Origin of the sequence: Streptomyces californicus (genome assembly GCF_000717645.1) — a bacterium.
Lineage (GTDB): Bacteria > Actinomycetota > Actinomycetes > Streptomycetales > Streptomycetaceae > Streptomyces > Streptomyces californicus.
The window spans coordinates 346,989-365,228 of sequence record NZ_JNZZ01000002.1 but is presented as its reverse complement, the minus strand read 5'-3'; the positions used below and the strand labels follow the sequence as shown (position 1 = coordinate 365,228).

The following is an 18,240-nucleotide window of genomic DNA, read 5'->3' as shown; positions in this document are numbered from 1 at the left end:
TCTGGTCGGTATCCGGCCTCTTGACCCCCGGGCCCGGCCCGCACAGGATCACGCCATGACAGGTGTACGCAGCAGCACATTGGACGGCGTCCTCACCCGCAGCGCCCGGCGCACCCCCGACCGGACCGCCGTACGGTACGCCGACCGGACCTGGACCTACCGCTCGCTGGACGCCGCCGTCTCCACGGCCGCCGCCGTCCTCACCGAGGAGCACGCGCTGGCCCCCGGCGACCGGGTGGCCGCCTACGCGCACAACTCCGACGCCTATCTGATCGGCTTCCTCGCCTGTGCCCGGGCCGGCCTCGTCCACGTCCCGGTCAACCAGAACCTCACCGGTGACGACCTGCTCTACCTCCTCGACCAGTCCGGCTCCTCCCTCGTACTGACCGACCCGGACCTCGCCGGCCGGCTCCCCGCAGGCCGCGCCGTGCGCGCCCTGCGGGACGCTCCCGGTTCGCTGCTCGACGCCCTGGGGACGGAACAGCCCTTCACCCCCCGGCGCCCGCCCGCCTCCGACGATCTGGTGCAGCTGCTGTACACCTCCGGCACCACCGCCCTGCCCAAGGGCGCGATGATGACGCACGGGGCCCTGGTCCACGAGTACGTCAGCGCGATCACCGCGCTCGGCCTCACCGCCGCCGACCGGCCCGTGCACTCCTTGCCGCTCTACCACTCGGCGCAGATGCACGTGTTCCTGCTGCCCTATCTGGCGGTGGGCGCGGAGAACACCATCCTGGACGCCCCGGACGCCGTCCGTATCTTCGACCTCGTCGAAACGGGCCTGGGCGACTCCCTGTTCGCCCCGCCCACCGTCTGGATCGCCCTCGCCAACCACCCCCAGTTCGCCACCCGCGACCTCGGCGGACTGCGGAAGGCGTTCTACGGGGCCTCGATCATGCCCGTCCCCGTCCTGGAGCGGCTGCGTGAACGCCTGCCACACCTGGCCTTCTTCAACTGCTTCGGGCAGAGCGAGATCGGTCCGCTGGCCACCGTCCTGGGCCCCGACGAGCACGAGGGCCGCCTGGACTCCTGCGGCCGGCCGGTCCTCTTCGTGGAGGCCCGCGTCGTCGACGAGAAGGGCGAGGACGTCCCCGACGGAACCCCCGGCGAGGTCGTCTACCGATCGCCCCAGCTGTGCACGGGCTACTGGGAGAAGCCCGAGGAGACCGCGGAGGCGTTCCGCGACGGCTGGTTCCGCTCGGGCGACCTCGCCGTCCGCGACGCCGAGGGCTTCCTCACCGTCGTCGACCGGGTCAAGGACGTCATCAACTCCGGTGGCGTCCTCGTCGCCTCCCGCCAGGTCGAGGACGCCCTCTACACCCACCCCGCCGTCGCCGAGACCGCCGTCATCGGCCTTCCCGACGACCGCTGGATCGAGGCCGTCACCGCCGTCGTCGTCCGGCGCGCCGAGGCGGGCGTGGACGAGGGTGAACTCATCGCCCACGCCCGCGAGAAGCTCACCGCCTTCAAAGCGCCCAAGCGCGTGGTGTTCGTCGACGAACTGCCGCGCAACGCCAGCGGAAAGATCCTCAAGCGGCAACTCCGGGACGAGCTGGCCTGAACCGTCTCCTACAGCCGCCCCGGCCTCCGGCGCACCGCGCTCACTGCCGGGCCCCGTCGTCATGACCCGCTGACCCGGTCAGGGACGTCGGCCCCCCCGGCTGGTCCCCAGAAACGATCGAGGGCCGGTTTCGGATTGCTCCGAAACCGGCCCTGATCTACGACTGTCTCCAGTCGGGACGACAGGATTTGAACCTGCGACCCCTTGACCCCCAGTCAAGTGCGCTACCAAGCTGCGCCACGTCCCGATGCCCGCCTGACCTGGGGTTTCCCCTTGGCCGAACGCGCATGAGAACAATACCGCACTCCACCGGGTGGTCACCAACACCATTCACCACTTGACCTCGACCAAGGTTGATGTTGAACGCTCGGTGTCATGACGAACACGACCGCCGTACCGGCCCACGGCCGCCACGCCGCTTCCGCGGCCACCCCCGACTTCGCGGGCCTGCCCCGGCTCATCGCGCTCATGACCGGGGACGAGAAGCACGCCCCCGCCGCCCACTCCACGCTCGACGCCCTCTGGGTCCTCTACGACCGCGTGCTCCGGGTCACACCCGACGCGGTCGACGATCCCGGGCGGGACCGGTTCCTGCTCTCCAAGGGCCACGGACCGATGGCCTACTACGCCGTCCTCGCCGCGCACGGCTTCTTCGACGAGAGCCTGCTGCCCGGCTTCGGCTCGTACGACTCCCCGCTCGGCCACCACCCGGACCGGCTGCTCGTGCCGGGGGGCGAGATCGGCAGCGGCTCCCTCGGCCACGGGCTGCCGATCGCGGTCGGGACCGTGCTGGGGCTGCGCGCCCAGGGGCTCACCGATCCCCGGGTATGGGTCCTGATCGGCGACGCGGAGCTGGACGAGGGCAGCAACCACGAGGCCATCGCCCACGCGGGCCCGGCCGGGCTCGAACAGCTGCACACGCTGGTGATCGACAACGCGTCCGCCACCCACGGCTGGCCGGGCGGCATCGCCTCGCGTTTCACATCCGCCGGCTGGGCCGCGGAGACCGTGGACGGCCGCGACCACGAGGCCCTGTACGCGGCCTTCACCGCACCCCACCCGGGCAGGCCGCTGGCCGTCGTCGCCCGCGTCGAACCCAAGGGCTGACCGTTCCGCCCGCCGCCGATCCGTCAGCCGCAGACCGCAGACCGCAAGCCCCGGGAGGGAACCCCATGGACTCCATGCGCGACCGATTCATCAGCACCGCTTCGCGGCTCCTGGACGAGGAGCCCCGGCTGGCCGTCGTGCTCGCCGACATCAGCGCCGACGGCTTCGCCCCGGCCGCGCGCGCCCACCCCGACCGTGTGATCAACGTGGGCATCCGGGAGCAGCTTCTGGTGGGGGCCGGAGCGGGCATGGCCCTGGCGGGGATGCGGCCGGTCGTGCACACCTTCGCCAGCTTCCTGGTCGAGCGCCCCTTCGAGCAGGTCAAGCTGGACTTCGGGCATCAGGGGGTCGGCGGGGTCCTGGTCAGCGCCGGTGGCTCGTACGACTGGCCGGCCGGGGGCTTCACGCACATGGCGCCCGGCGACGTCGCCCTTCTGGACACGCTCGACGGCTGGAACGTGCACGTGCCGGGCCACCCGGACGAGGCCGAGGCACTGTTGCGGGACGCGGTCGCCGGGGAAGGCCGCGTGTACGTACGCCTCTCGCTCCAGGCGAACCGCGAGGCGCGCCCGGTGAGCGGCGCAGGCGGGTTCATGCCGGTGCGCGAGGGGCGGCTGGGGACCGTGGTCGCGGTCGGCCCGATGCTCGACGGCGTCCTCGCCGCCACCGAGGGGCTGGACCTGACCGTGCTGTACGCGACGACCGTGCGGCCGTTCGACGCGGCAGGGGTGCGCCGGGCGGCCGGCGTGACGAACGCCGCCGACGTGGTGATCGTCGAGCCGTATCTGGCGGGCACCTCGGCCGCGGCCGCGGGCGAGGCGCTGGTGGACCTGCCGCACCGGGTGCTCGGGCTCGGTGTGGGCCGCGCCGAGTTGCGCCGGTACGGCACGATGGGCGAGCACCTCCGGGCACACGGACTGGACCCGGCGGGCCTGCGAGAGCGGATCACCGGTTTCCTGCGTCTCTGAGCGGGGCCGGGCGGACGTTCCGGGGCCGGGAGCGCGCGATGGGCGCGGAGCCGGCACAGTACGTCCGTGTCCAGGAGTTGAGCCCCGTACCCCTGCAGGTCAGAGGGGGTGGTGGCCTTCCCGGTCGCCGATCTGGCAGACGAGTTCACGGGCGAGCGACTTGATGGTGTCGAGCCCCGCCCTCCCCCAGGGGCGCGGCACGGTGTCGACGGCGCAGACGGTGCCGAGGGCGGTGCCCGTGCGGTCGATCAGCGGCGCTCCGAGGTAGGAGCGGATGCCTATGTCGTCCACCACCGGATTTCCCGCGAACCGCGGGTAGTCGCAGACGTCGTCCAGCACGAGGGCCTTGCGCCGGACGAGGACGTGCGGGCAGTAACCGTGGTCGCGGGCCATGTGGCGGCTGCCCCGGTTGCCGCGCGCGGCGGCCGAACCGAGCTCCCGTCCCCGGCAGGTGCCCGCCGGGGTGTGCAGCCCCGCGAAGAACTGCCGGTTCTCGTCGATGAAGTTGACCATCGAGAAGGGGCTGGCGGTGGCTTCGGCCACCTTGTCGGCGAAGGCGTCGAAGTCGTCGTACGAGGAGTCGGGGCGCTCGCCCAGGTCCAGCGCGCGCAGGCGCGCGGCGCGGGCCGGGCCGTGCCGGTCGGTGGGTGTCAGGAGCATCCTGCCGGTGGCGAAGGATGTCACGAAGGGGCTCCGAACGTCTGGAGTGGGGCGGGGGCCGAGGTGGCGTTGATGAGGTGCTGGACCAGGGTGACGAGGGTGCCCGTGCCGGAGCTGGCGATCCGGGCGTCGCACAGGACGACGGGCACCTCGGGGCCCAGGTCGAGCGCGGCCCTGACCTCGTCGGGCTCGTAGCGGTAGGCGCCGTCGAACTCGTTGACGGCGACGATGAATCCGATGCCGCGCCGCTCGAAGAAGTCCACGGCGGCGAAGCACTCGGCGAGGCGACGGGTGTCGGCGAGCACCACCGCGCCGAGCGCGCCCTGGGAGAGCTCGTCCCACATGAACCAGAAGCGCTCCTGACCGGGCGTGCCGAACAGGTAGAGGACGTGCTGTTCGGAGAGGGTGATGCGGCCGAAGTCCATGGCGACGGTGGTGGCCGTCTTGGACTCGACGCCCTCCAGGTTGTCGGTCCCCACGCTGCTCTGGGTCAGCAACTCCTCGGTGGACAGCGGCGCGATCTCGCTGACCGCGCCCACGAACGTCGTCTTGCCGACGCCGAACCCTCCGGCGACCAGCACTTTCAGGGCCACGGGAAAGAATTCGGGGGCTCCGGCGCGGTCAGAGCTGTCGTCGTAAACCATCGAGCACTGCCTCCAGCAGAGATCGGTCGGTGGGCATGTCGTGAAAGGCGGGGGCGTGTGCGGTGACCGCGCCGCAGGCGGCCAGGTCGGCGAGGATGACCTTGGCGACGACCGCGGGCAGTCGGAGGTGTGCGGCGATCTCCGCGACGGACATCGGCCCTTCGCAGAGGCCGAGGGCGATGGTGTGCTCGGGGCCGAGCGGGACGTCCGGCTCGATGCCCGTGGCCATGATCAGGGAGAGCAGGTCGAACGCGGTGGACGGCCGGGTCCGGCCGTTGCTGATCGTGTACGGGCGGATCAGCCGGCCGGCCGCGTCGTCGAGCAGGGGCCCGTCCTGCGGTGCCGGCACTCTCAGATCCCCGGAGTGAACGGCGCCCCGGCGGGCTGCCGCAGCGGGGTCGTCAGGTAGGGGCGGACGCTCTTGACCAGCATCGCCATCTCGTAGCCGAGCACGGCCGCGTCCGCCTCGCGCCCGGCCAGGACGGCGAGGCAGGTGCCCGATCCGGCGGTGGAGACGAACAGCAGCGTGGAGTCGAGTTCGACGACCACCTGCCGTACGTCCCCGTTGTCGCCGAAGCGGGCCCCGGCGCTGCGGCCCAGCGAGTACAGGCCGGCGGCCAGGGCCGCCATGTGGTCGGCGCTGTCCGGGTCCATGCCGTGGACGGATTTCACCAGCCCGTCGGCGGAGAGCAGGACCGCGCTGCGCGTGTAGGGCACGCGCTGGACCAGTCCGCTCAGCAGCCAGTCCAGGTCCGAGACCTGCCCGGACCGCATGTCGCTCGTCATGGTGTCTGCTCCTTGAAGGTGGTGTCTTTCCGGGGTTCCGGCACGGCCCCGCCCGGCAGGTACGTGGGGAGGTCGTGCGGGTACGCGTCGGGCGGGTAGCTGTCCGGTACGGGCAGGTCGGCGGCGGAGAGCGCGTGGTCCTGCCGGGGCCCCCGGGCCGGGTTGGGCCGCTCGTGCGGGGCGGTGGCTCCGCGTACGGGCAGGGGCGAGAGGGATTCCAGCGGGGCGTCGAGCGCGGTGTGCCCGCCGGTGTGTCCGAAGCCGCCCTCGGTGCTCTCCTCCTGGGCGGTCTGGGCCTCGGCGAGGTCGATGCCGCGCCGGAAGGCGGCCATGAGACCCGGGTCGTGCAGGGCGTGCTCGTCCTCGACGCGCGGGGTGGGCGCTTCCCGCAGCTGCGGTACGAGGTGCTCCTGGTTCGACCGCTTGGGCAGCGCGGGACGGGCGGGGGGCGCCGCTCGGTGTTCGTCGTGCTCGCCCGCCTCCTCCGGTGCGGGACCGCCGTCCCCCCCGGGCGGGGACGCGGACGGCGCGTTCCGGTCGACCCGCTCGGCGCGCAGCGGGAGGGGCGGCGCCTGCCCGGCGGGCGGTTGCGGCCTGTCGTCCCGCGCGGGGGCGGGCGGCTGACGATCGGCGTCCGCGGCCGCCCGGGCCGGGGGCACGGAGGCCGCGGGCCCGCTCTGCTGCGGCACGGCGGGGGCCGGTCCGCCGGCCTGCGGGGAGGCGACGGGTGCGGCCTCGACGGGCGGGCGGTGCACGGCCCCGGGGGGCGGTACGGGGGCGGCGTCGGCCGACAGCGGGGCGTCCGGGTCGTCTCCGAGCAGCGCCTGCGGGAGCACCAGGACCGCCTGCGTACCGCCGTAGATGTTGCTCTGGAGGCGGACCGCGATGCCGTGGCGGCGGGCCAGCGCGGAGACGACGAACAGGCCGATCCGGCCGTCCTGGAGCAGATGGGCGACGTTGACCTGGTCGGGGTCGGACAGCAGGGCGTTCATCCGCTTCTGCTCGTGCTCCGGCATGCCGAGGCCCCGGTCCTCCACCTCCAGGGCGAGCCCGGCGGTGACGTGCTGGACGCGCAGGAGGACCTGGGTGTGCGGGGCGGAGAACACCGTGGCGTTCTCGACCAGTTCGGCCAGCAGGTGGATGACGTCGGCGACGGCGTGGCCGCGCAGCGTGCCCTCCATCGGCGGGACCAGCTTGACCCGGGGGTACTGCTCGACCTCGGCGATGGCGGAGCGGAGCACCTCCGTCATGGTGACGGGGTTGCTCCACTGCCGGCGGGACACGGCGCCGCCGAGCACCGCGAGGTTCTCGGCGTGGCGGCGGATCCGGGTGGCGAGATGGTCGACCTGGAAGAGGCCCTTGAGGAGGTCGGGGTCCTCGACCTCGTGTTCGAGCTCGTCGAGGATCTGGATCTCGCGGTGCACGAGGGACTGCAGCCGACGCGCGAGGTTGACGAAGACCTCGACCTTCTGTTCGTTGCCGGCCCTGCTGAACATCTGGGACGCCTGGACGACGGCGGCGACGGCGGCCTCCTGGCCCCGCGCCATCTCCTGTCCGAGCAGGTCGAAGGCGTCGCCGCCGGCGGCCTGGGTCCGCCGGGGTGAGGCCGGGGGCACGGTCCCGCCGTCGCGCAGCTGCTCCATCACCCGCCGCAGCTCCGCCTGCCCCTGGGCGCCGGCCCGCCGGAGGGCGAGCGTCCGCTCCAGCACCTGGCCCGCCACCCGGCTGGCGCCCAGGTAGGCGGCGGCGATCGCGGCGACGGCCAGGGCCCCCGATCCGCCGAGCGCGGCCCACAGGCTGGGCGAGGGGGCGACGGCGCCGGCGCGGGCGGTGAAGATCACCGCCGCGGCCCCGCCGAGCACCGCGGCGACGGTCGGCAGCAGCGCGGTGCGCATCAGCTGGGGCCGGATGCGGACGTCGGGGGGCGGGCCCGCGGCACGCGGCCCGCTCGGGGCCGAGTGGGTGCGCGGTCCGGGGCGGCCGTGCCGCCCGCCGTCGCGGCGGTCCGGTCGCGCGTCGGGTGCGCGAAGTTGAGACATCAGCGTCCTCGGTACAGGGGGCACCGGGGAGCGGCGGTCGTGCCGGCGTCCATGCGGTGGCCCCTACGGTGGTCGGTCAGGCGCGGGTCATCGGTCGGGCAGGCCCGAACGTCATGAGCCCACCGCTGATCACCGGGCACACACGGTAGTCGTCAATGTCGTATGCGCGACGGGCAGTTGTCGAACTTGCCCGCCATCCGTCCCACTCTGGTATGAGCCGTCGCACGCGCGCCCGATTGCATCGCACCGACTCCGCGTCACGCCGCACCGATCCGGGCCGCCCACATGCTGGACACCGCGAGCACTCCACGCCCCTCCGGACGGCCGGAAACGTGGCCCTACCCGCAGGTAGGGCACCCCCTGACAGCCTCGGAAACCATCCGGTTACCATATGAGCGCCGCCTAGCTCGAAAGAGAAACCTGTGACTGTCAACGACGACTCGTTCACCAACTGGATGCACCGCGAGGAGATCGCGGAGTCGATGATCCCGATCATCGGGAAGCTGCACCGTGAGCAGGACGTGAACGTCCTGCTGCACAGCCGCTCCCTGGTGAACAAGTCGGTGGTCAGCATCCTCAAGACCCACCGCTTCGCCCGGCAGATAGCCGGTGAGGAGCTCTCGGTCACCGAGACGATGCCGTTCCTGCGGGCGCTCACGACGCTCGACCTCGGCCCGTCCCAGATCGACATCGGCATGCTGGCCGCCACCTACCGGGCCGACGGCCGCGGGCTCTCCGTCGAGGAGTTCACCGCGGAGGCCGTCGCCGGGGCGACGGGCGAGAACAAGATCGAGCGCCGCGCGTCGCGCGACGTGGTGCTCTACGGCTTCGGCCGCATCGGCCGGCTCATCGCCCGCCTGCTCATCGAGAAGGCCGGCTCGGGCAACGGGCTGCGCCTGCGGGCGATCGTCGTCCGCAAGGGCAAGGGCCAGGACATCGTCAAGCGCGCCTCGCTGCTGCGGCGCGACTCGATCCACGGCCAGTTCCAGGGCACGATCACCGTCGACGAGGCGAACGGCAAGATCATCGCCAACGGCAACGAGATCCAGGTCATCTACTCGGACGACCCGACGACGGTCGACTACACGGCGTACGGCATCGACGACGCCATCCTGATCGACAACACCGGCCGGTGGCGCGACCGCGAGGGGCTGTCGAAGCACCTCCGGCCGGGCGTCTCCAAGGTCGTGCTCACCGCGCCGGGCAAGAGCGACGTCCCCAACATCGTGCACGGCGTCAACCACGACACGATCAAGCCGGACGACCAGATCCTGTCCTGCGCGTCCTGCACGACCAACGCGATCGTCCCGCCGCTCAAGGCGATGGCGGACGAGTACGGTGTGCTGCGCGGGCACGTCGAGACCGTGCACTCGTACACCAACGACCAGAACCTGCTGGACAATTACCACGGCTCCGACCGCCGCGGCCGTTCGGCGGCGCTCAACATGGTCATCACCGAGACCGGCGCCGCCTCCGCCGTCGCGAAGGCGCTGCCCGACCTCAAGGCCCCGATCACCGGCAGCTCGATCCGCGTGCCGGTGCCGGACGTCTCGATCGCGATCCTCAGCCTGCGGCTGGAGCGCGAGACCACGCGCGAGGAGGTTCTCGACTACCTGCGCAACGTGTCGCTGGCCTCGCCGCTCAAGCGCCAGATCGACTTCATCAGCGCGCCGGACGCGGTCTCCAGCGACTTCATCGGCTCGCGCCACGCCTCGATCGTCGACGCGGGCGCCACCAAGGTCGACGGCGACAACGCGATCCTCTACCTCTGGTACGACAACGAGTTCGGCTACTCGTGCCAGGTCATCCGCGTCGTCCAGCACGTCTCCGGCGTGGAGTACCCGACCTTCCCGGCCCCGGCGGTCTGACCCCCGGTAGTCCCTTCCGCACGGCTCCCGGTGTCCGGCAGGTCCTCCTGCCGGACACCGGCGTCATGTGCGGGTGCCGGGCGCCGAGGGGCTGTCCGCCGGGCTCAGCCGTGCGGTGGGCCCGCCGAAGTCGAGGAAGAGCCGCCGTTCGGCGAGAAGCCACCTGCCGTCGCTCTCCCGGAAGGTGTCCTCGTAGCGCCCGACCTGGACGGGGAGGCGCGGCGGCAGCATGCCGCCGGTGTGGCCGTCCACGCGGTACGTCGTGAAGTACGTGCCGGCGGTCGCCGTCGAGGCGGACGTGAGGGTCACCAGGATGTTGGTGCACAGACGGCGCGAGAGCCGATCGGCGGGACGGCCCGCGAAGTAGGCACGCAGAGCGTCGCGGCCCTCGATTCGCCGCTCTCCCTCGGCCCACTCCCACACACCGTCCGGGGTGAACAGCTCCGCCACGTCGGCGGGATCCCCCAGATCCAGCCTGCGGACGAACTCGACGACCAGCCGCTCGCAGGCACGCTCGGCGATCAGGCGCCTCAGGGCGTTCCCATGGTCCAGGGGGTTCTGCGCATCCGTCTCCACAGCGCCTTCCTACCAAGCCGCCCCGAAGCCGGGCGACGGGTTTTCGGCGGACGCGGGGTGCTGCCCGACGCCGCCGCCCAGCCCGGTCGGCCGGGCAGGGCGCCCCCGAGGCCCGCCGGGTGTGCGGCCGCGAGATCCGCTCCCGTCTCGCCGCCTCCAAACCGTCCGCCGTACGGAGCCGCGGCAGGGCCATCACGCCGCCGCCCGTACGGCGACGGCTCAGACCTGGCCGAGGTCCGAGCTGACCCAGCGCTCGGGACGCAGCGTGATCACGATCTGTTCGCCGTGGTTCTCCCAGGCGAAGTCCACGTACCCGGCGACCTTCTCGGCGGGGAGGTAGCGCGCCGACATGCGCTCCAGGTCGGCGCGCGTGGCGGGCCGGGTGTCGACGACGGGCCCCTCGACGGAGACGTACCGGATGGTCGGCTCCAGCCGGTCGACCAGCAGCGTGAACCGGCCCGCCGCAGCGATCAGTTCGGCCTTGCGGGAGGTGCGGCCGGTGAGGACGCGGACGTCGCCGCCCGGTTCGTACGCGTACCAGATCGGCACGCTCAGCGGGGCCCGGTCGCCCTCCCCCGACGCCACGGACAGGGCGGCGACATGGGGGTCGGCGAGGAACCGTTCGCGCTCTTCACGGCTGAGTGCCACGGCATGCTCCTTCGTACGGGAATGCGGGTGGGCGCGGGAACGCGGAATGCGGGAGAGCCGCCCCAGTGTGCCCCGCCCGCGACGGAAGCGGCCCTCAGGCGGCGGTCGGCGTGTCCCGAGGCGGTCGCGGGGCCTCCCCGGAGCGTCGGACGACCGACGCCCCACGCCAGGCGACAGCGCACCAGACGGCCACCAGGAGCAGCCCGGCCGCGGCGAGACCGGCGACCTCCAGGGGTTCGGGCCGCCAGCCCAGCGACAGCCGCGTACCGATCATGACGACGCCGATGACCGCCGACTCCGGTTCGTACACCGGCACCCTGGCGGCGACGCACCGCAGGAGCGCGGCCGAAGCAACGCCGATCACGGTCCAGGCGAGCAGGTACGGCCAGAGGGCGCCGGGGGCGGCGGGCGGCAGGCCGAACTCCTCCGGTCCGATGCGGAACAGGGCGCCCACCCACCCGAGCGCCACTCCGGCGGCGGTGACGGCCACGACCCACAGCGCATGGCGCCGGAACGGGCCAGGCCGTACCCGCGCGTCCTCGTCGTCGATGTCGGCGGGGTCTTCAGGAAGATCCATCATGCCGGAGTAGACGCGCGTGGCGCGGTGATCGTTGCGTTGTGGGCCGCGGCAGGACGGCCCTCCGGCAGCGCGCACCGCCCCGACGGCCGGGAGCGGCGACACCCTAGGCTCGCCCCATGAGCCGGGACCGTGACGACGAGCCGATCATCATCCGTGAGAAGTGGGGGACGAATCGCTATGTCTACAATCCGAACAACCCGATCGGTGTGGCACTCATCATCGGCTCCCTGCTGTTCGCGGTCGGCGGCATCTACTACCTCCACGCGAGTTCCTCGTGGAGCGAGGGCGAGCTGAGCGACGCCGTGCGCGTGGCCGCCCGGGATCTGGAGGAGCATCCCCGCACCCTGGGTTCGTGGACCGGTGGATACGAGAGCCTGATCCGCGACGCGCTGAAAGACAGCGGCGAAGGCCCCTCGGCGGGCGGCGTGCTCCACGTCGACAAGAGGACCGCCACGTCCGCCACGCCCGCAGACAAGGCCGGTGACTCCGTCGAGCGGTTCGAGGTCTCGGCGAAGGACGTCGATGCGGCGTTCTGCCTGAGCGTGTCGCCGCCGGAGCCCGAACCGGGTCTGACGAGTGTCACGGTCAGCCTTTCCGTCTCCGTCGAGGAGGGCGGGTGCTGAGCCGCCGGTCCCGGCCCGGCGGGCAACGCCGCCGACCGGTGCGGCCGGAGGCTTGAAGTTGCCGCTGCGGCAGCTCCTACGGTCATGACCAGGGCCGGAGAAACCGGCCCGGTGAAGCGATGGTGAGGGAGTGAGGACGTGGCGGAGGACTGGCCGATCTCCGAGGTGGCCCGCATGTCGGGGGTGACCGCTCGGACCCTGCGGCACTACGACGAGATCGGCCTGCTGCCGCCGGCCCGGATCGGCTCGAACGGCCACCGCTACTACGAGGAGCACCAACTCCTGCTGCTGCAGCAGATCCTCGTCCTGCGCGCCCTGGGCGTCGGGCTGCCGGAGATCGGCCGGGTCGTGGCCGATCAGGTCGACACGGTGGAGGCCCTGCGGAGCCACCGCCTGCGGCTGGTCTCCGAGCGGGACCGGCTCGACGCCTTGGCCGCGACCGTCTCCCGCACGATCGCCGAACTGGAACAGTCCAGAAGGGACGGTACGACCATGACCGCCATCAACCGACCGGAGAACCTGTTCGAGGGCATCCAGCCCTCCCGGTACGAGGAGAACCTGCGCGACTTCCCCGGCCTCGCCGAGGAGACGCGGCGGCGGACCGCCGCCATGCCCCCGGCCGAGGTCGAGGCGGGACAGCGCGAGCGCACGGCGCTGATGATCCGGCTGGCCGAGCACATGGCCGGCGGTACCCCGGCCGACGCCGAGCCCGTGCAGGCGGAGATCGACGCGCAGTACCGGGCGCTGAACGACCTGCATGTCGCCTCGGCCGACGAGTACCGGGCCGTCGGGCGGTCCTGCGTGGAGAACGAGGAGTGGCGCGCGGCGTACGAGGCCATCGCACCGGGCCTGGCCGCCTACCAGCGCGACGCCATCGAGGTGTACGCGGTCCGGCTCGCCTGACCACCGGGACCGACCGCCCGGAACGGGTGGAGCCGCCGCCGGACGGCCCGGCGGCGGCTCTGCCGTGAGGTGCGTGTCGAGTGTCCGGGGTCAGCGCTCGCCGGCGAGGTCGAGGTCGCCCCGGGCCGCCGGTGCGGGACCGGCGGCCGCCTGGCCCTCGGCAGGGCGCCACGGCCGGGCGAGCGCGGGTGACAGCGGTCGCCACCACGGCTCCACGGGCAGGATCCCGGCCGGCTCGAACGGTTCGCCCGGCCGGGGGAACGCCAGCGGCTGGTCCGCCTCGTCGCCCGCGTCCTTCGTCCACTCGGCGGGCTCCGCCCAGGCGTGCGGGGCCAGGTTGAAGGTGCCCCAGTGGATCGGCAGCAGCACCCCGTGCGGGCTGCCGCCCTGGAGGTCCAGATGGGCGCGCATGCCCTCGGCGGGGGTCATGTGGATGTCGGGCCAGTACTCCGAGTACGCACCGATCTGGATCATGGTGGCGTCGAAGGGGCCGTGTTCGGCGCCGATGTCCCGGAAGCCGGGGAAGTAGCCGGTGTCACCGCTGTGGTAGATCCGGTGCTCCGGGCCGACGACCGCCCAGGACGCCCAGAGGGTGTGCTGCTGGTTGCGCAGCCCGCGCCCGCAGAAATGGCGTGCGGGGGTGGCGGTGAGCCGGATGCCGCCGACGGTCGCGGTCTCGTTCCAGTCGAGTTCGCGCAGCCGGCCGGCGGGGACGCCCCAGCGCTCCAGGTGGGCGCCGACCCCGAGCGGCACCGCGAAGACCGTGTCGGTTCCGGCCAGGGCGCGGATCGTCGGCAGGTCGAGGTGGTCGTAGTGGTCGTGGGAGATCACCACCACGTCGACGGGGCCGAGCGCGGCCAGCGGCACCGGCGTCGGGTGCAGGCGCTTGGGTCCGGCGAACGGGAACGGGGAGCAGCGCTGACCCCATACCGGGTCGAACAGGACGCGGCTGCCGTCGATCTCCGCCAGCACGCTGGAATGGCCCATCCAGGTCAGCCGTAGGCCCGAGACGGGTGGTGCGGCCAGATCGGCGAGGGTCGTGGGGTGCACGGGCACGGTGCCGTCCGGCGTCCGGCGGGCCCGCTGCTCCTTCTGGAAGTAGATCTTGGCGAACTCGACGGTCGAGCCGGAGGGCCGGGTCCGGGCCCCCACCGGGTTCTGGAAGGAACCGTCGACGAAATGGGGCGAGCGGCGGATGCGCTCCATCCGCGCTCCGGCCGGGTCGGCCCCGAAGGGCGCGGTGCGCAGGGAGCGCAGTTTGGTGCGGAGCGGAAGCAAGTGGTCAGCGCCGGTCACAACATCTCCTGAGGGAGTCGGTGTCGTCTCATTATGGTCGTGCTGTACGACAGGGCGACCAGAAGATGCTGAACGGGGCAGCCGCTCCGGTCGGCGGTGTCAGCCACGCGGCTGCCCGTAGACGTGCTCGATGTGCAGGGTGAGCAGTACCCGGCGGTCCTCGACCATGGCCCGTCGGTAGTCGTCCCAGTCGGGGTGCTCGCCCCGGAGGTCCCGGTAGAGGGCGATCAGGGCTTCCACGGTGTCGTCGTCCGGGGCCGCGGCGGGCGGGGTCAGCTCGGCGGTCCCGTCCACGACGGTCCAGGCCCAGCGGTCGTCGCTGGTGACGTGGTAGCTCGCCCGGGGATCGCGCCGGAGGTTCCGGGTCTTCGCCCGGTCCTCGGTGATGGAGACGCGGATGACCCGCTCGTCGGGGGAGAAGGCGTGGTTGACGTTCGACAGTTGCGGCCGCCCGTCCTGCTTCAGCGTGACGAGGACTCCCCCGTCGTGCTCGCCCATCAGGCGGAGCAGCCCTTCCTGTGCCTGTTCGCTTCGCGTCATGCAGTCTGCAACGTACGGGCCGGTCGCAGGATTCCGGAGCGGGCCGCACCGCCCGTCCGGACGGCCTTGCGGCGGGGGTCGCCGGCCTGACCGATTCGTTAGGGTGTCCCGGTGGCAAGAGTCCGGTTGAACGTGGCGGAGCGCCGTGAGGAGATACTGCGCGCGGCGGTCGGGCAGATCGAACTCCGCGGGGTCTCGTCCGTGCGGATCGCCGACGTGGCCTCCGTGCTGGGAGTGAGCAACGCACTGGTCCTCTACCACTTCTCGACCAAGGAGAAGCTGGTTGCGGCGGCGTTCGCGTACGCGGCCGAGGCCGATCTCGCGCACCTCCGGAAGCTGCTGGCCCGGCGCACCACCGCCGTGCGACGGCTCCGGGCGGCCGTTCGATGGTACGCGCCGACGGGGCAGGCCAAGGGCTGGCGGCTGTGGATCGAGGGCTGGGCCGCCTCCCTCCGCGACCCGGCGCTGCGTGAGGTCGCGGGCGACCTCGACCAGCGGTGGAAGGCGGAGCTGGCCCAGGTCATGGCGGAGGGCGCCGCGGCCGGGGAGTTCCGGTGCGAGGACCCCCGGTCGGCGGCCTGGCGGCTGACGGCCCTGCTGGACGGGATGGCGGTGCAGACGACCTCGTACGCGGGTCCGGTATCCCGGGCCACGATGCTGCGGTGGACCGACGAGGCGCTCGCCCGGGAGCTGGGACTCGGGCTCGCGGCGCTGACCGGCTCCCCGGTCCCGGGGCGGGCGGTCGCACCGTCGCGCGAGAGCGGCTGAACGGGCGGCCCGGCGGCCGGGACGACGACGCCCGCACCGGGTGGGCCCTCCCCCGGCTCCGCGCCGCCGGCCCGCCGGCTCCGCGCCCCTCAGGTCTGTCGCAGCGGTGCGTACGCCGCCCCTTCCAGCCCGAACGTCCAGGCGACCCCGTCCTTCGCGGTGCGGGTGGCGGGCGGCACGCGCAGCCAGTAGGTGCGGTACGTGCCGTCCGGCTCGGGGGTGGAGTTGACCACCTCGACCATGACCACGTCCTCGTCTCCGTCGAGCGCGATCCGCCACAGGACGCCGGTCTCGTCGCGGTGGACGGGCTGGGCGCCGGACTCGGTGAGGTAGCGGTCGTAGCCGTAGTACTCCAGCATCACCCGGCGCAGCTCGGCGTTCTCCTCGGCCCGGACGCGCTCGGGGGTCAGGGAGGGCAGCTCGGCCAGGAACGCGGCGGGCACGGGCATGCCGCGCCAGGCGTACAGGGAGAAGCCGTCCCCGTAGGCGAGGGCGGGGCCCTCCCCGTGGTCGAGCCGGCCCGCCTCGTCGCGGTGGAGGACGTCGGGCCGTTCGGTGATGACCACGGCGTGCTCGTAGGGCCACCACCAGCCGGCGTTGCGGGCCACCTCCGCGAGGCCCGCCAGCCGGTCGCCGCGCCCGTCGAACGCGGCGAGCCAGGCGGCGTCGTGCTGGCCGAGCACCGCGTCCAGGAGCACCAGCCGCACGGCTCCCTCCTCCCCGGTCCCGGAGGCCAGGTCGGCGGCGACGCCGGTCCGTATCCGCTCGGCGAGCGCGGCCGTCGTCTCCCACAGCTGGGCCCCGGTGGCGGACCAGAGCGCCGCCCAGCCCGAGGGGCCCAGCTCGTCGTACATCCGGCGGCGTTCCGCGGCCCAGGGCCGGGTGCGGACCTCCTCCCGTACGGACCGTCCGGCGTCCGTCAGCTTCTCCACCGTCTCGACGGCGGCCCGGGGCGACGCCGCCCAGATGATCCGGTCCGGCTCGGTCAGCCCGGCGGTCCGGTAGGCGCGCCGCACCCCCGCCTCGGCCGCCGCCCGGTCGGCCCGGCCCGTCGCCGCCGCCACGTTCCGCCACGCGTTCACGTCACTGCTCATCCGCTTGTCCCCGTCCCCTGCTGTGCTCGTTCTGATCTGTGTCTGTGGTGGGTGGTGCCCGGTGCGGCCGCCGCCCGAAGCCCGGCGCGGGCCGGGCCCCGGAGGGCCGCCCCCGGTCTCGGTCAGTCCGCCACGATGCGGACCGCGCCCGGCGCGTACTCGCGCTGGCGCACGACGCGGAACCAGCCCTTGGGGAGCGGGATCACCGCGTGCTCCTCGTGCACCACCCGCCCGCCCTCCGGGAGATGGAGCAGCATCGGGCCGAACGGCCCGGCTTCCCGGATCAGCCGTCCGGGCCCCTGCACGGCGTGCGCGTGCCCGGTGACCTCGCCCAGCGCGAGCACCAACCGTCCCCGTGCGTCGCGCTGTTCGCCCGGGGCCTCCAGGTAGGGGGCGGGCACCGCCGACTCGTCCAGTTCCATGATCAGTACATCGCCCTGCCGGTACACGGACGTCTCCCCTCGGTCGCGGCACCCGCTGTGCCGGCCACGGAAAAAACGCTACGGGCAGGGTCTGACAACGCCCCCGGGAGCGGGGCCGAACGGGTCCCGGTCGCGGCGCTGTCAGTGCGGCTTGATAGACCTTGCGGACATCAGCCGTTCCAGGATCAGGAGCTCAGGGCCATGTACGGTGCGCAGCATCTGCACGAGTTCGGCGGCCTTCCGGCCGTCGACTTCCAGCACACGGGCGACGGGGGCTCCCGGCCCGCCGCGGACGCCGCTGCCTGGCGCATCTCGGTCGATCCGTACGGGGACGACGACCTGACCTGGGAGGAGGCGTTCGCCCGCTTCCTGGAGACGGTGGATCCGGCCGGGGTCCGGGCCCTGATCATCGGTCAGTGGGGCGAGGCGTACGAGGAGAAGTCCTCGGTGCCGATCGGCCTCGTCATCGCCGCCGCCGACCGGCTGACCGCTCTGGAGGCGGTGTTCGTCGGTGATCTGGAGGCGGAAGAGGCCGAGATCACCTGGATCGAGCAGTCCGACGTGACGGCGCTGCTGCACGCCTTCCCCGCGCTGACGGAGTTCGGCGTGCGCGGTGGCACGGACCTGGTGTTCCCGCCGACGAAGCACGAGCGGCTGCGGGCTCTGACCCTTCAGGCGGGCGGGCTGCCCGTCGAGGTCGTGCGCGGGGTGCTGGACAGCGAACTACCCGCCCTGGAGCGCCTCGACCTCTGGCTCGGGGTGTCCGCGTACGAGGGGAACACCGACGTCGCCGACCTCGCTCCGCTGCTCTCCGGCACCCGTTTCCCCCGGCTGGTCCACCTGGGTGTGCGCAACAGCGAGATCCAGAACGAGATCGCCGCGGCCATCGCGTCGGCCCCGGTCGTCGCCCGGCTGCGGGTGCTCGACCTCTCGAACGGAACGCTGGGCGACGAGGGGGCGGCCGCCCTGCTGGAGGGCCAGCCCCTGACCCATCTGGAACTGCTCGACCTCCACCACCACTTCCTCACCGAGGCGATGGAGGAGCGGGTCCGCTCCTCACTGGAGCCGCACGGGGTGCGCGTCGACCTCTCCGAGCGGTGCGAGCCCTGGGGCGACCGGGGCGCCGAGGGCCGCTACACCGCCGTCTCGGAATAGGG

20 protein-coding genes and 1 tRNA gene are annotated in these 18,240 nt (G+C 72.8%); 8 read left to right on the top strand and 13 right to left on the bottom strand.

From position 1 onward, the window contains the following. Window positions 1-55 precede the first annotated feature (55 nt). On the top strand, window positions 56-1,561 hold the full coding sequence (locus tag IF19_RS0104125; RefSeq protein ID WP_030119703.1) for an acyl-CoA synthetase: 1,506 nt from the start codon (window positions 56-58) through the stop codon (window positions 1,559-1,561). A 173-nt stretch (window positions 1,562-1,734) separates the two neighbouring features. On the opposite strand, the gene IF19_RS0104120 is transcribed toward IF19_RS0104125, so the two are convergent. Then, window positions 1,735-1,808, bottom strand: a tRNA-Pro gene (locus tag IF19_RS0104120). 128 nt (window positions 1,809-1,936) lie between these two features. Between IF19_RS0104120 and IF19_RS0104115 the strand changes: the two genes are divergently transcribed. Further along, complete coding sequence (locus tag IF19_RS0104115; protein ID WP_030114020.1) at window positions 1,937-2,668, top strand: thiamine pyrophosphate-dependent enzyme; 732 nt, start codon at window positions 1,937-1,939, stop codon at window positions 2,666-2,668. A 65-nt stretch (window positions 2,669-2,733) separates the two neighbouring features. Next, on the top strand, window positions 2,734-3,636 hold the full coding sequence (locus IF19_RS0104110; RefSeq protein ID WP_030114019.1) for a transketolase family protein: 903 nt from the start codon (window positions 2,734-2,736) through the stop codon (window positions 3,634-3,636). Window positions 3,637-3,735: 99 nt separating this feature from the next. On the opposite strand, the gene IF19_RS0104105 is transcribed toward IF19_RS0104110, so the two are convergent. The 5 genes from IF19_RS0104105 to IF19_RS0104085 are packed head-to-tail and all read right to left on the bottom strand — an operon-like array spanning window position 3,736 to window position 7,765. Further along, window positions 3,736-4,320 (bottom strand): GAF domain-containing protein, encoded by a 585-nt coding sequence (locus IF19_RS0104105; protein WP_030114018.1) that lies wholly within the window; start codon window positions 4,318-4,320, stop codon window positions 3,736-3,738. After that, window positions 4,317-4,940 carry a GTP-binding protein gene (locus IF19_RS0104100; protein ID WP_030114017.1) on the bottom strand — a complete coding sequence of 208 codons (624 nt, stop codon included), beginning with the start codon at window positions 4,938-4,940 and terminating at the stop codon, window positions 4,317-4,319. Before IF19_RS0104100 ends, IF19_RS0104105 begins: the two co-directional genes overlap by 4 nt. Next, a complete protein-coding gene (locus tag IF19_RS0104095) occupies window positions 4,918-5,289 on the bottom strand; it encodes a DUF742 domain-containing protein (RefSeq protein WP_030114016.1) in 372 nt (123 codons plus the stop codon). Before IF19_RS0104095 ends, IF19_RS0104100 begins: the two co-directional genes overlap by 23 nt. 2 nt (window positions 5,290-5,291) lie before the next feature. Continuing rightward, entirely contained in the window at window positions 5,292-5,726 is a 435-nt protein-coding gene (locus IF19_RS0104090; RefSeq protein WP_030114015.1) for a roadblock/LC7 domain-containing protein, read from the bottom strand. Beyond that, a complete protein-coding gene (locus IF19_RS0104085; protein ID WP_030114014.1) occupies window positions 5,723-7,765 on the bottom strand; it encodes a sensor histidine kinase in 2,043 nt (680 codons plus the stop codon). Before IF19_RS0104085 ends, IF19_RS0104090 begins: the two co-directional genes overlap by 4 nt. A 422-nt stretch (window positions 7,766-8,187) precedes the next feature. On the opposite strand from IF19_RS0104085, the gene IF19_RS0104080 reads away from it, so the two are divergent. Then, complete coding sequence (locus IF19_RS0104080) at window positions 8,188-9,633, top strand: glyceraldehyde-3-phosphate dehydrogenase (RefSeq protein WP_030114013.1); 1,446 nt, start codon at window positions 8,188-8,190, stop codon at window positions 9,631-9,633. A 63-nt stretch (window positions 9,634-9,696) separates the two neighbouring features. On the opposite strand, the gene IF19_RS0104075 is transcribed toward IF19_RS0104080, so the two are convergent. The 3 genes from IF19_RS0104075 to IF19_RS0104065 all read right to left on the bottom strand — a co-directional run bounded on the left by IF19_RS0104075 (window position 9,697) and on the right by IF19_RS0104065 (window position 11,437). After that, window positions 9,697-10,209 (bottom strand): nuclear transport factor 2 family protein, encoded by a 513-nt coding sequence (locus IF19_RS0104075; protein ID WP_030114012.1) that lies wholly within the window; start codon window positions 10,207-10,209, stop codon window positions 9,697-9,699. Window positions 10,210-10,428: 219 nt separating this feature from the next. Further along, window positions 10,429-10,857, bottom strand: a complete 429-nt coding sequence (locus tag IF19_RS0104070; protein WP_030114011.1) for a pyridoxamine 5'-phosphate oxidase family protein — start codon at window positions 10,855-10,857, stop codon at window positions 10,429-10,431. 94 nt (window positions 10,858-10,951) lie between these two features. Beyond that, window positions 10,952-11,437 (bottom strand): hypothetical protein, encoded by a 486-nt coding sequence (locus tag IF19_RS0104065; protein ID WP_050493676.1) that lies wholly within the window; start codon window positions 11,435-11,437, stop codon window positions 10,952-10,954. 116 nt (window positions 11,438-11,553) lie between these two features. Between IF19_RS0104065 and IF19_RS0104060 the strand changes: the two genes are divergently transcribed. Both IF19_RS0104060 and IF19_RS0104055 read left to right on the top strand, forming a co-directional pair. Continuing rightward, window positions 11,554-12,060: a hypothetical protein gene (locus tag IF19_RS0104060; RefSeq protein WP_030114009.1), complete on the top strand. Its 507-nt coding sequence runs from the start codon at window positions 11,554-11,556 to the stop codon at window positions 12,058-12,060. A 138-nt stretch (window positions 12,061-12,198) separates the two neighbouring features. Continuing rightward, window positions 12,199-12,963, top strand: a complete 765-nt coding sequence (locus tag IF19_RS0104055) for a MerR family transcriptional regulator (RefSeq protein WP_030275956.1) — start codon at window positions 12,199-12,201, stop codon at window positions 12,961-12,963. A 90-nt stretch (window positions 12,964-13,053) separates the two neighbouring features. On the opposite strand, the gene IF19_RS0104050 is transcribed toward IF19_RS0104055, so the two are convergent. Together IF19_RS0104050 and IF19_RS0104045 are read right to left on the bottom strand one after the other, a co-directional pair. Further along, window positions 13,054-14,259 carry an MBL fold metallo-hydrolase gene (locus IF19_RS0104050; protein ID WP_030275955.1) on the bottom strand — a complete coding sequence of 402 codons (1,206 nt, stop codon included), beginning with the start codon at window positions 14,257-14,259 and terminating at the stop codon, window positions 13,054-13,056. A 99-nt stretch (window positions 14,260-14,358) separates the two neighbouring features. Beyond that, window positions 14,359-14,799, bottom strand: a complete 441-nt coding sequence (locus IF19_RS0104045; protein WP_030114006.1) for a PPOX class F420-dependent oxidoreductase — start codon at window positions 14,797-14,799, stop codon at window positions 14,359-14,361. 111 nt (window positions 14,800-14,910) lie between these two features. Between IF19_RS0104045 and IF19_RS0104040 the strand changes: the two genes are divergently transcribed. Continuing rightward, window positions 14,911-15,567, top strand: a complete 657-nt coding sequence (locus IF19_RS0104040) for a TetR/AcrR family transcriptional regulator (RefSeq protein WP_030122096.1) — start codon at window positions 14,911-14,913, stop codon at window positions 15,565-15,567. Between the two features lie 89 nt (window positions 15,568-15,656). Here the strand turns inward: IF19_RS0104040 and IF19_RS0104035 are convergent, their stop codons facing one another. Together IF19_RS0104035 and IF19_RS0104030 are read right to left on the bottom strand one after the other, a co-directional pair. Continuing rightward, window positions 15,657-16,661: a DUF6745 domain-containing protein gene (locus IF19_RS0104035; protein WP_030114004.1), complete on the bottom strand. Its 1,005-nt coding sequence runs from the start codon at window positions 16,659-16,661 to the stop codon at window positions 15,657-15,659. A gap of 122 nt (window positions 16,662-16,783) precedes the next feature. Then, window positions 16,784-17,110 carry a hypothetical protein gene (locus tag IF19_RS0104030; RefSeq protein ID WP_030114003.1) on the bottom strand — a complete coding sequence of 109 codons (327 nt, stop codon included), beginning with the start codon at window positions 17,108-17,110 and terminating at the stop codon, window positions 16,784-16,786. Window positions 17,111-17,284: 174 nt separating this feature from the next. On the opposite strand from IF19_RS0104030, the gene IF19_RS0104025 reads away from it, so the two are divergent. Further along, the gene (locus IF19_RS0104025) at window positions 17,285-18,238 is read left to right on the top strand and encodes an STM4015 family protein (RefSeq protein ID WP_030114002.1); all 954 of its coding nucleotides are present in this window, start codon (window positions 17,285-17,287) and stop codon (window positions 18,236-18,238) included. The last annotated feature ends 2 nt before the right edge of the window (window positions 18,239-18,240 follow it).

Excerpts from the sequence above, each read along its gene's own strand:
- IF19_RS0104125 (WP_030119703.1), top strand. The coding sequence starts at position 56 with ATGACAGGTGTACGCAGCAGCACATTGGACGGCGTCCTCACCCGCAGC.
- IF19_RS0104115 (WP_030114020.1), top strand. The coding sequence starts at position 1,937 with ATGACGAACACGACCGCCGTACCGGCCCACGGCCGCCACGCCGCTTCC.
- IF19_RS0104110 (WP_030114019.1), top strand. The coding sequence starts at position 2,734 with ATGGACTCCATGCGCGACCGATTCATCAGCACCGCTTCGCGGCTCCTG.
- IF19_RS0104100 (WP_030114017.1), bottom strand. The coding sequence starts at position 4,940 with ATGGTTTACGACGACAGCTCTGACCGCGCCGGAGCCCCCGAATTCTTT.
- IF19_RS0104090 (WP_030114015.1), bottom strand. The coding sequence starts at position 5,726 with ATGACGAGCGACATGCGGTCCGGGCAGGTCTCGGACCTGGACTGGCTG.
- IF19_RS0104085 (WP_030114014.1), bottom strand. The coding sequence starts at position 7,765 with ATGTCTCAACTTCGCGCACCCGACGCGCGACCGGACCGCCGCGACGGC.
- IF19_RS0104065 (WP_050493676.1), bottom strand. The coding sequence starts at position 11,437 with ATGATGGATCTTCCTGAAGACCCCGCCGACATCGACGACGAGGACGCG.
- IF19_RS0104060 (WP_030114009.1), top strand. The coding sequence starts at position 11,554 with ATGAGCCGGGACCGTGACGACGAGCCGATCATCATCCGTGAGAAGTGG.
- IF19_RS0104045 (WP_030114006.1), bottom strand. The coding sequence starts at position 14,799 with ATGACGCGAAGCGAACAGGCACAGGAAGGGCTGCTCCGCCTGATGGGC.
- IF19_RS0104035 (WP_030114004.1), bottom strand. The coding sequence starts at position 16,661 with ATGAGCAGTGACGTGAACGCGTGGCGGAACGTGGCGGCGGCGACGGGC.
- IF19_RS0104025 (WP_030114002.1), top strand. The coding sequence starts at position 17,285 with ATGTACGGTGCGCAGCATCTGCACGAGTTCGGCGGCCTTCCGGCCGTC.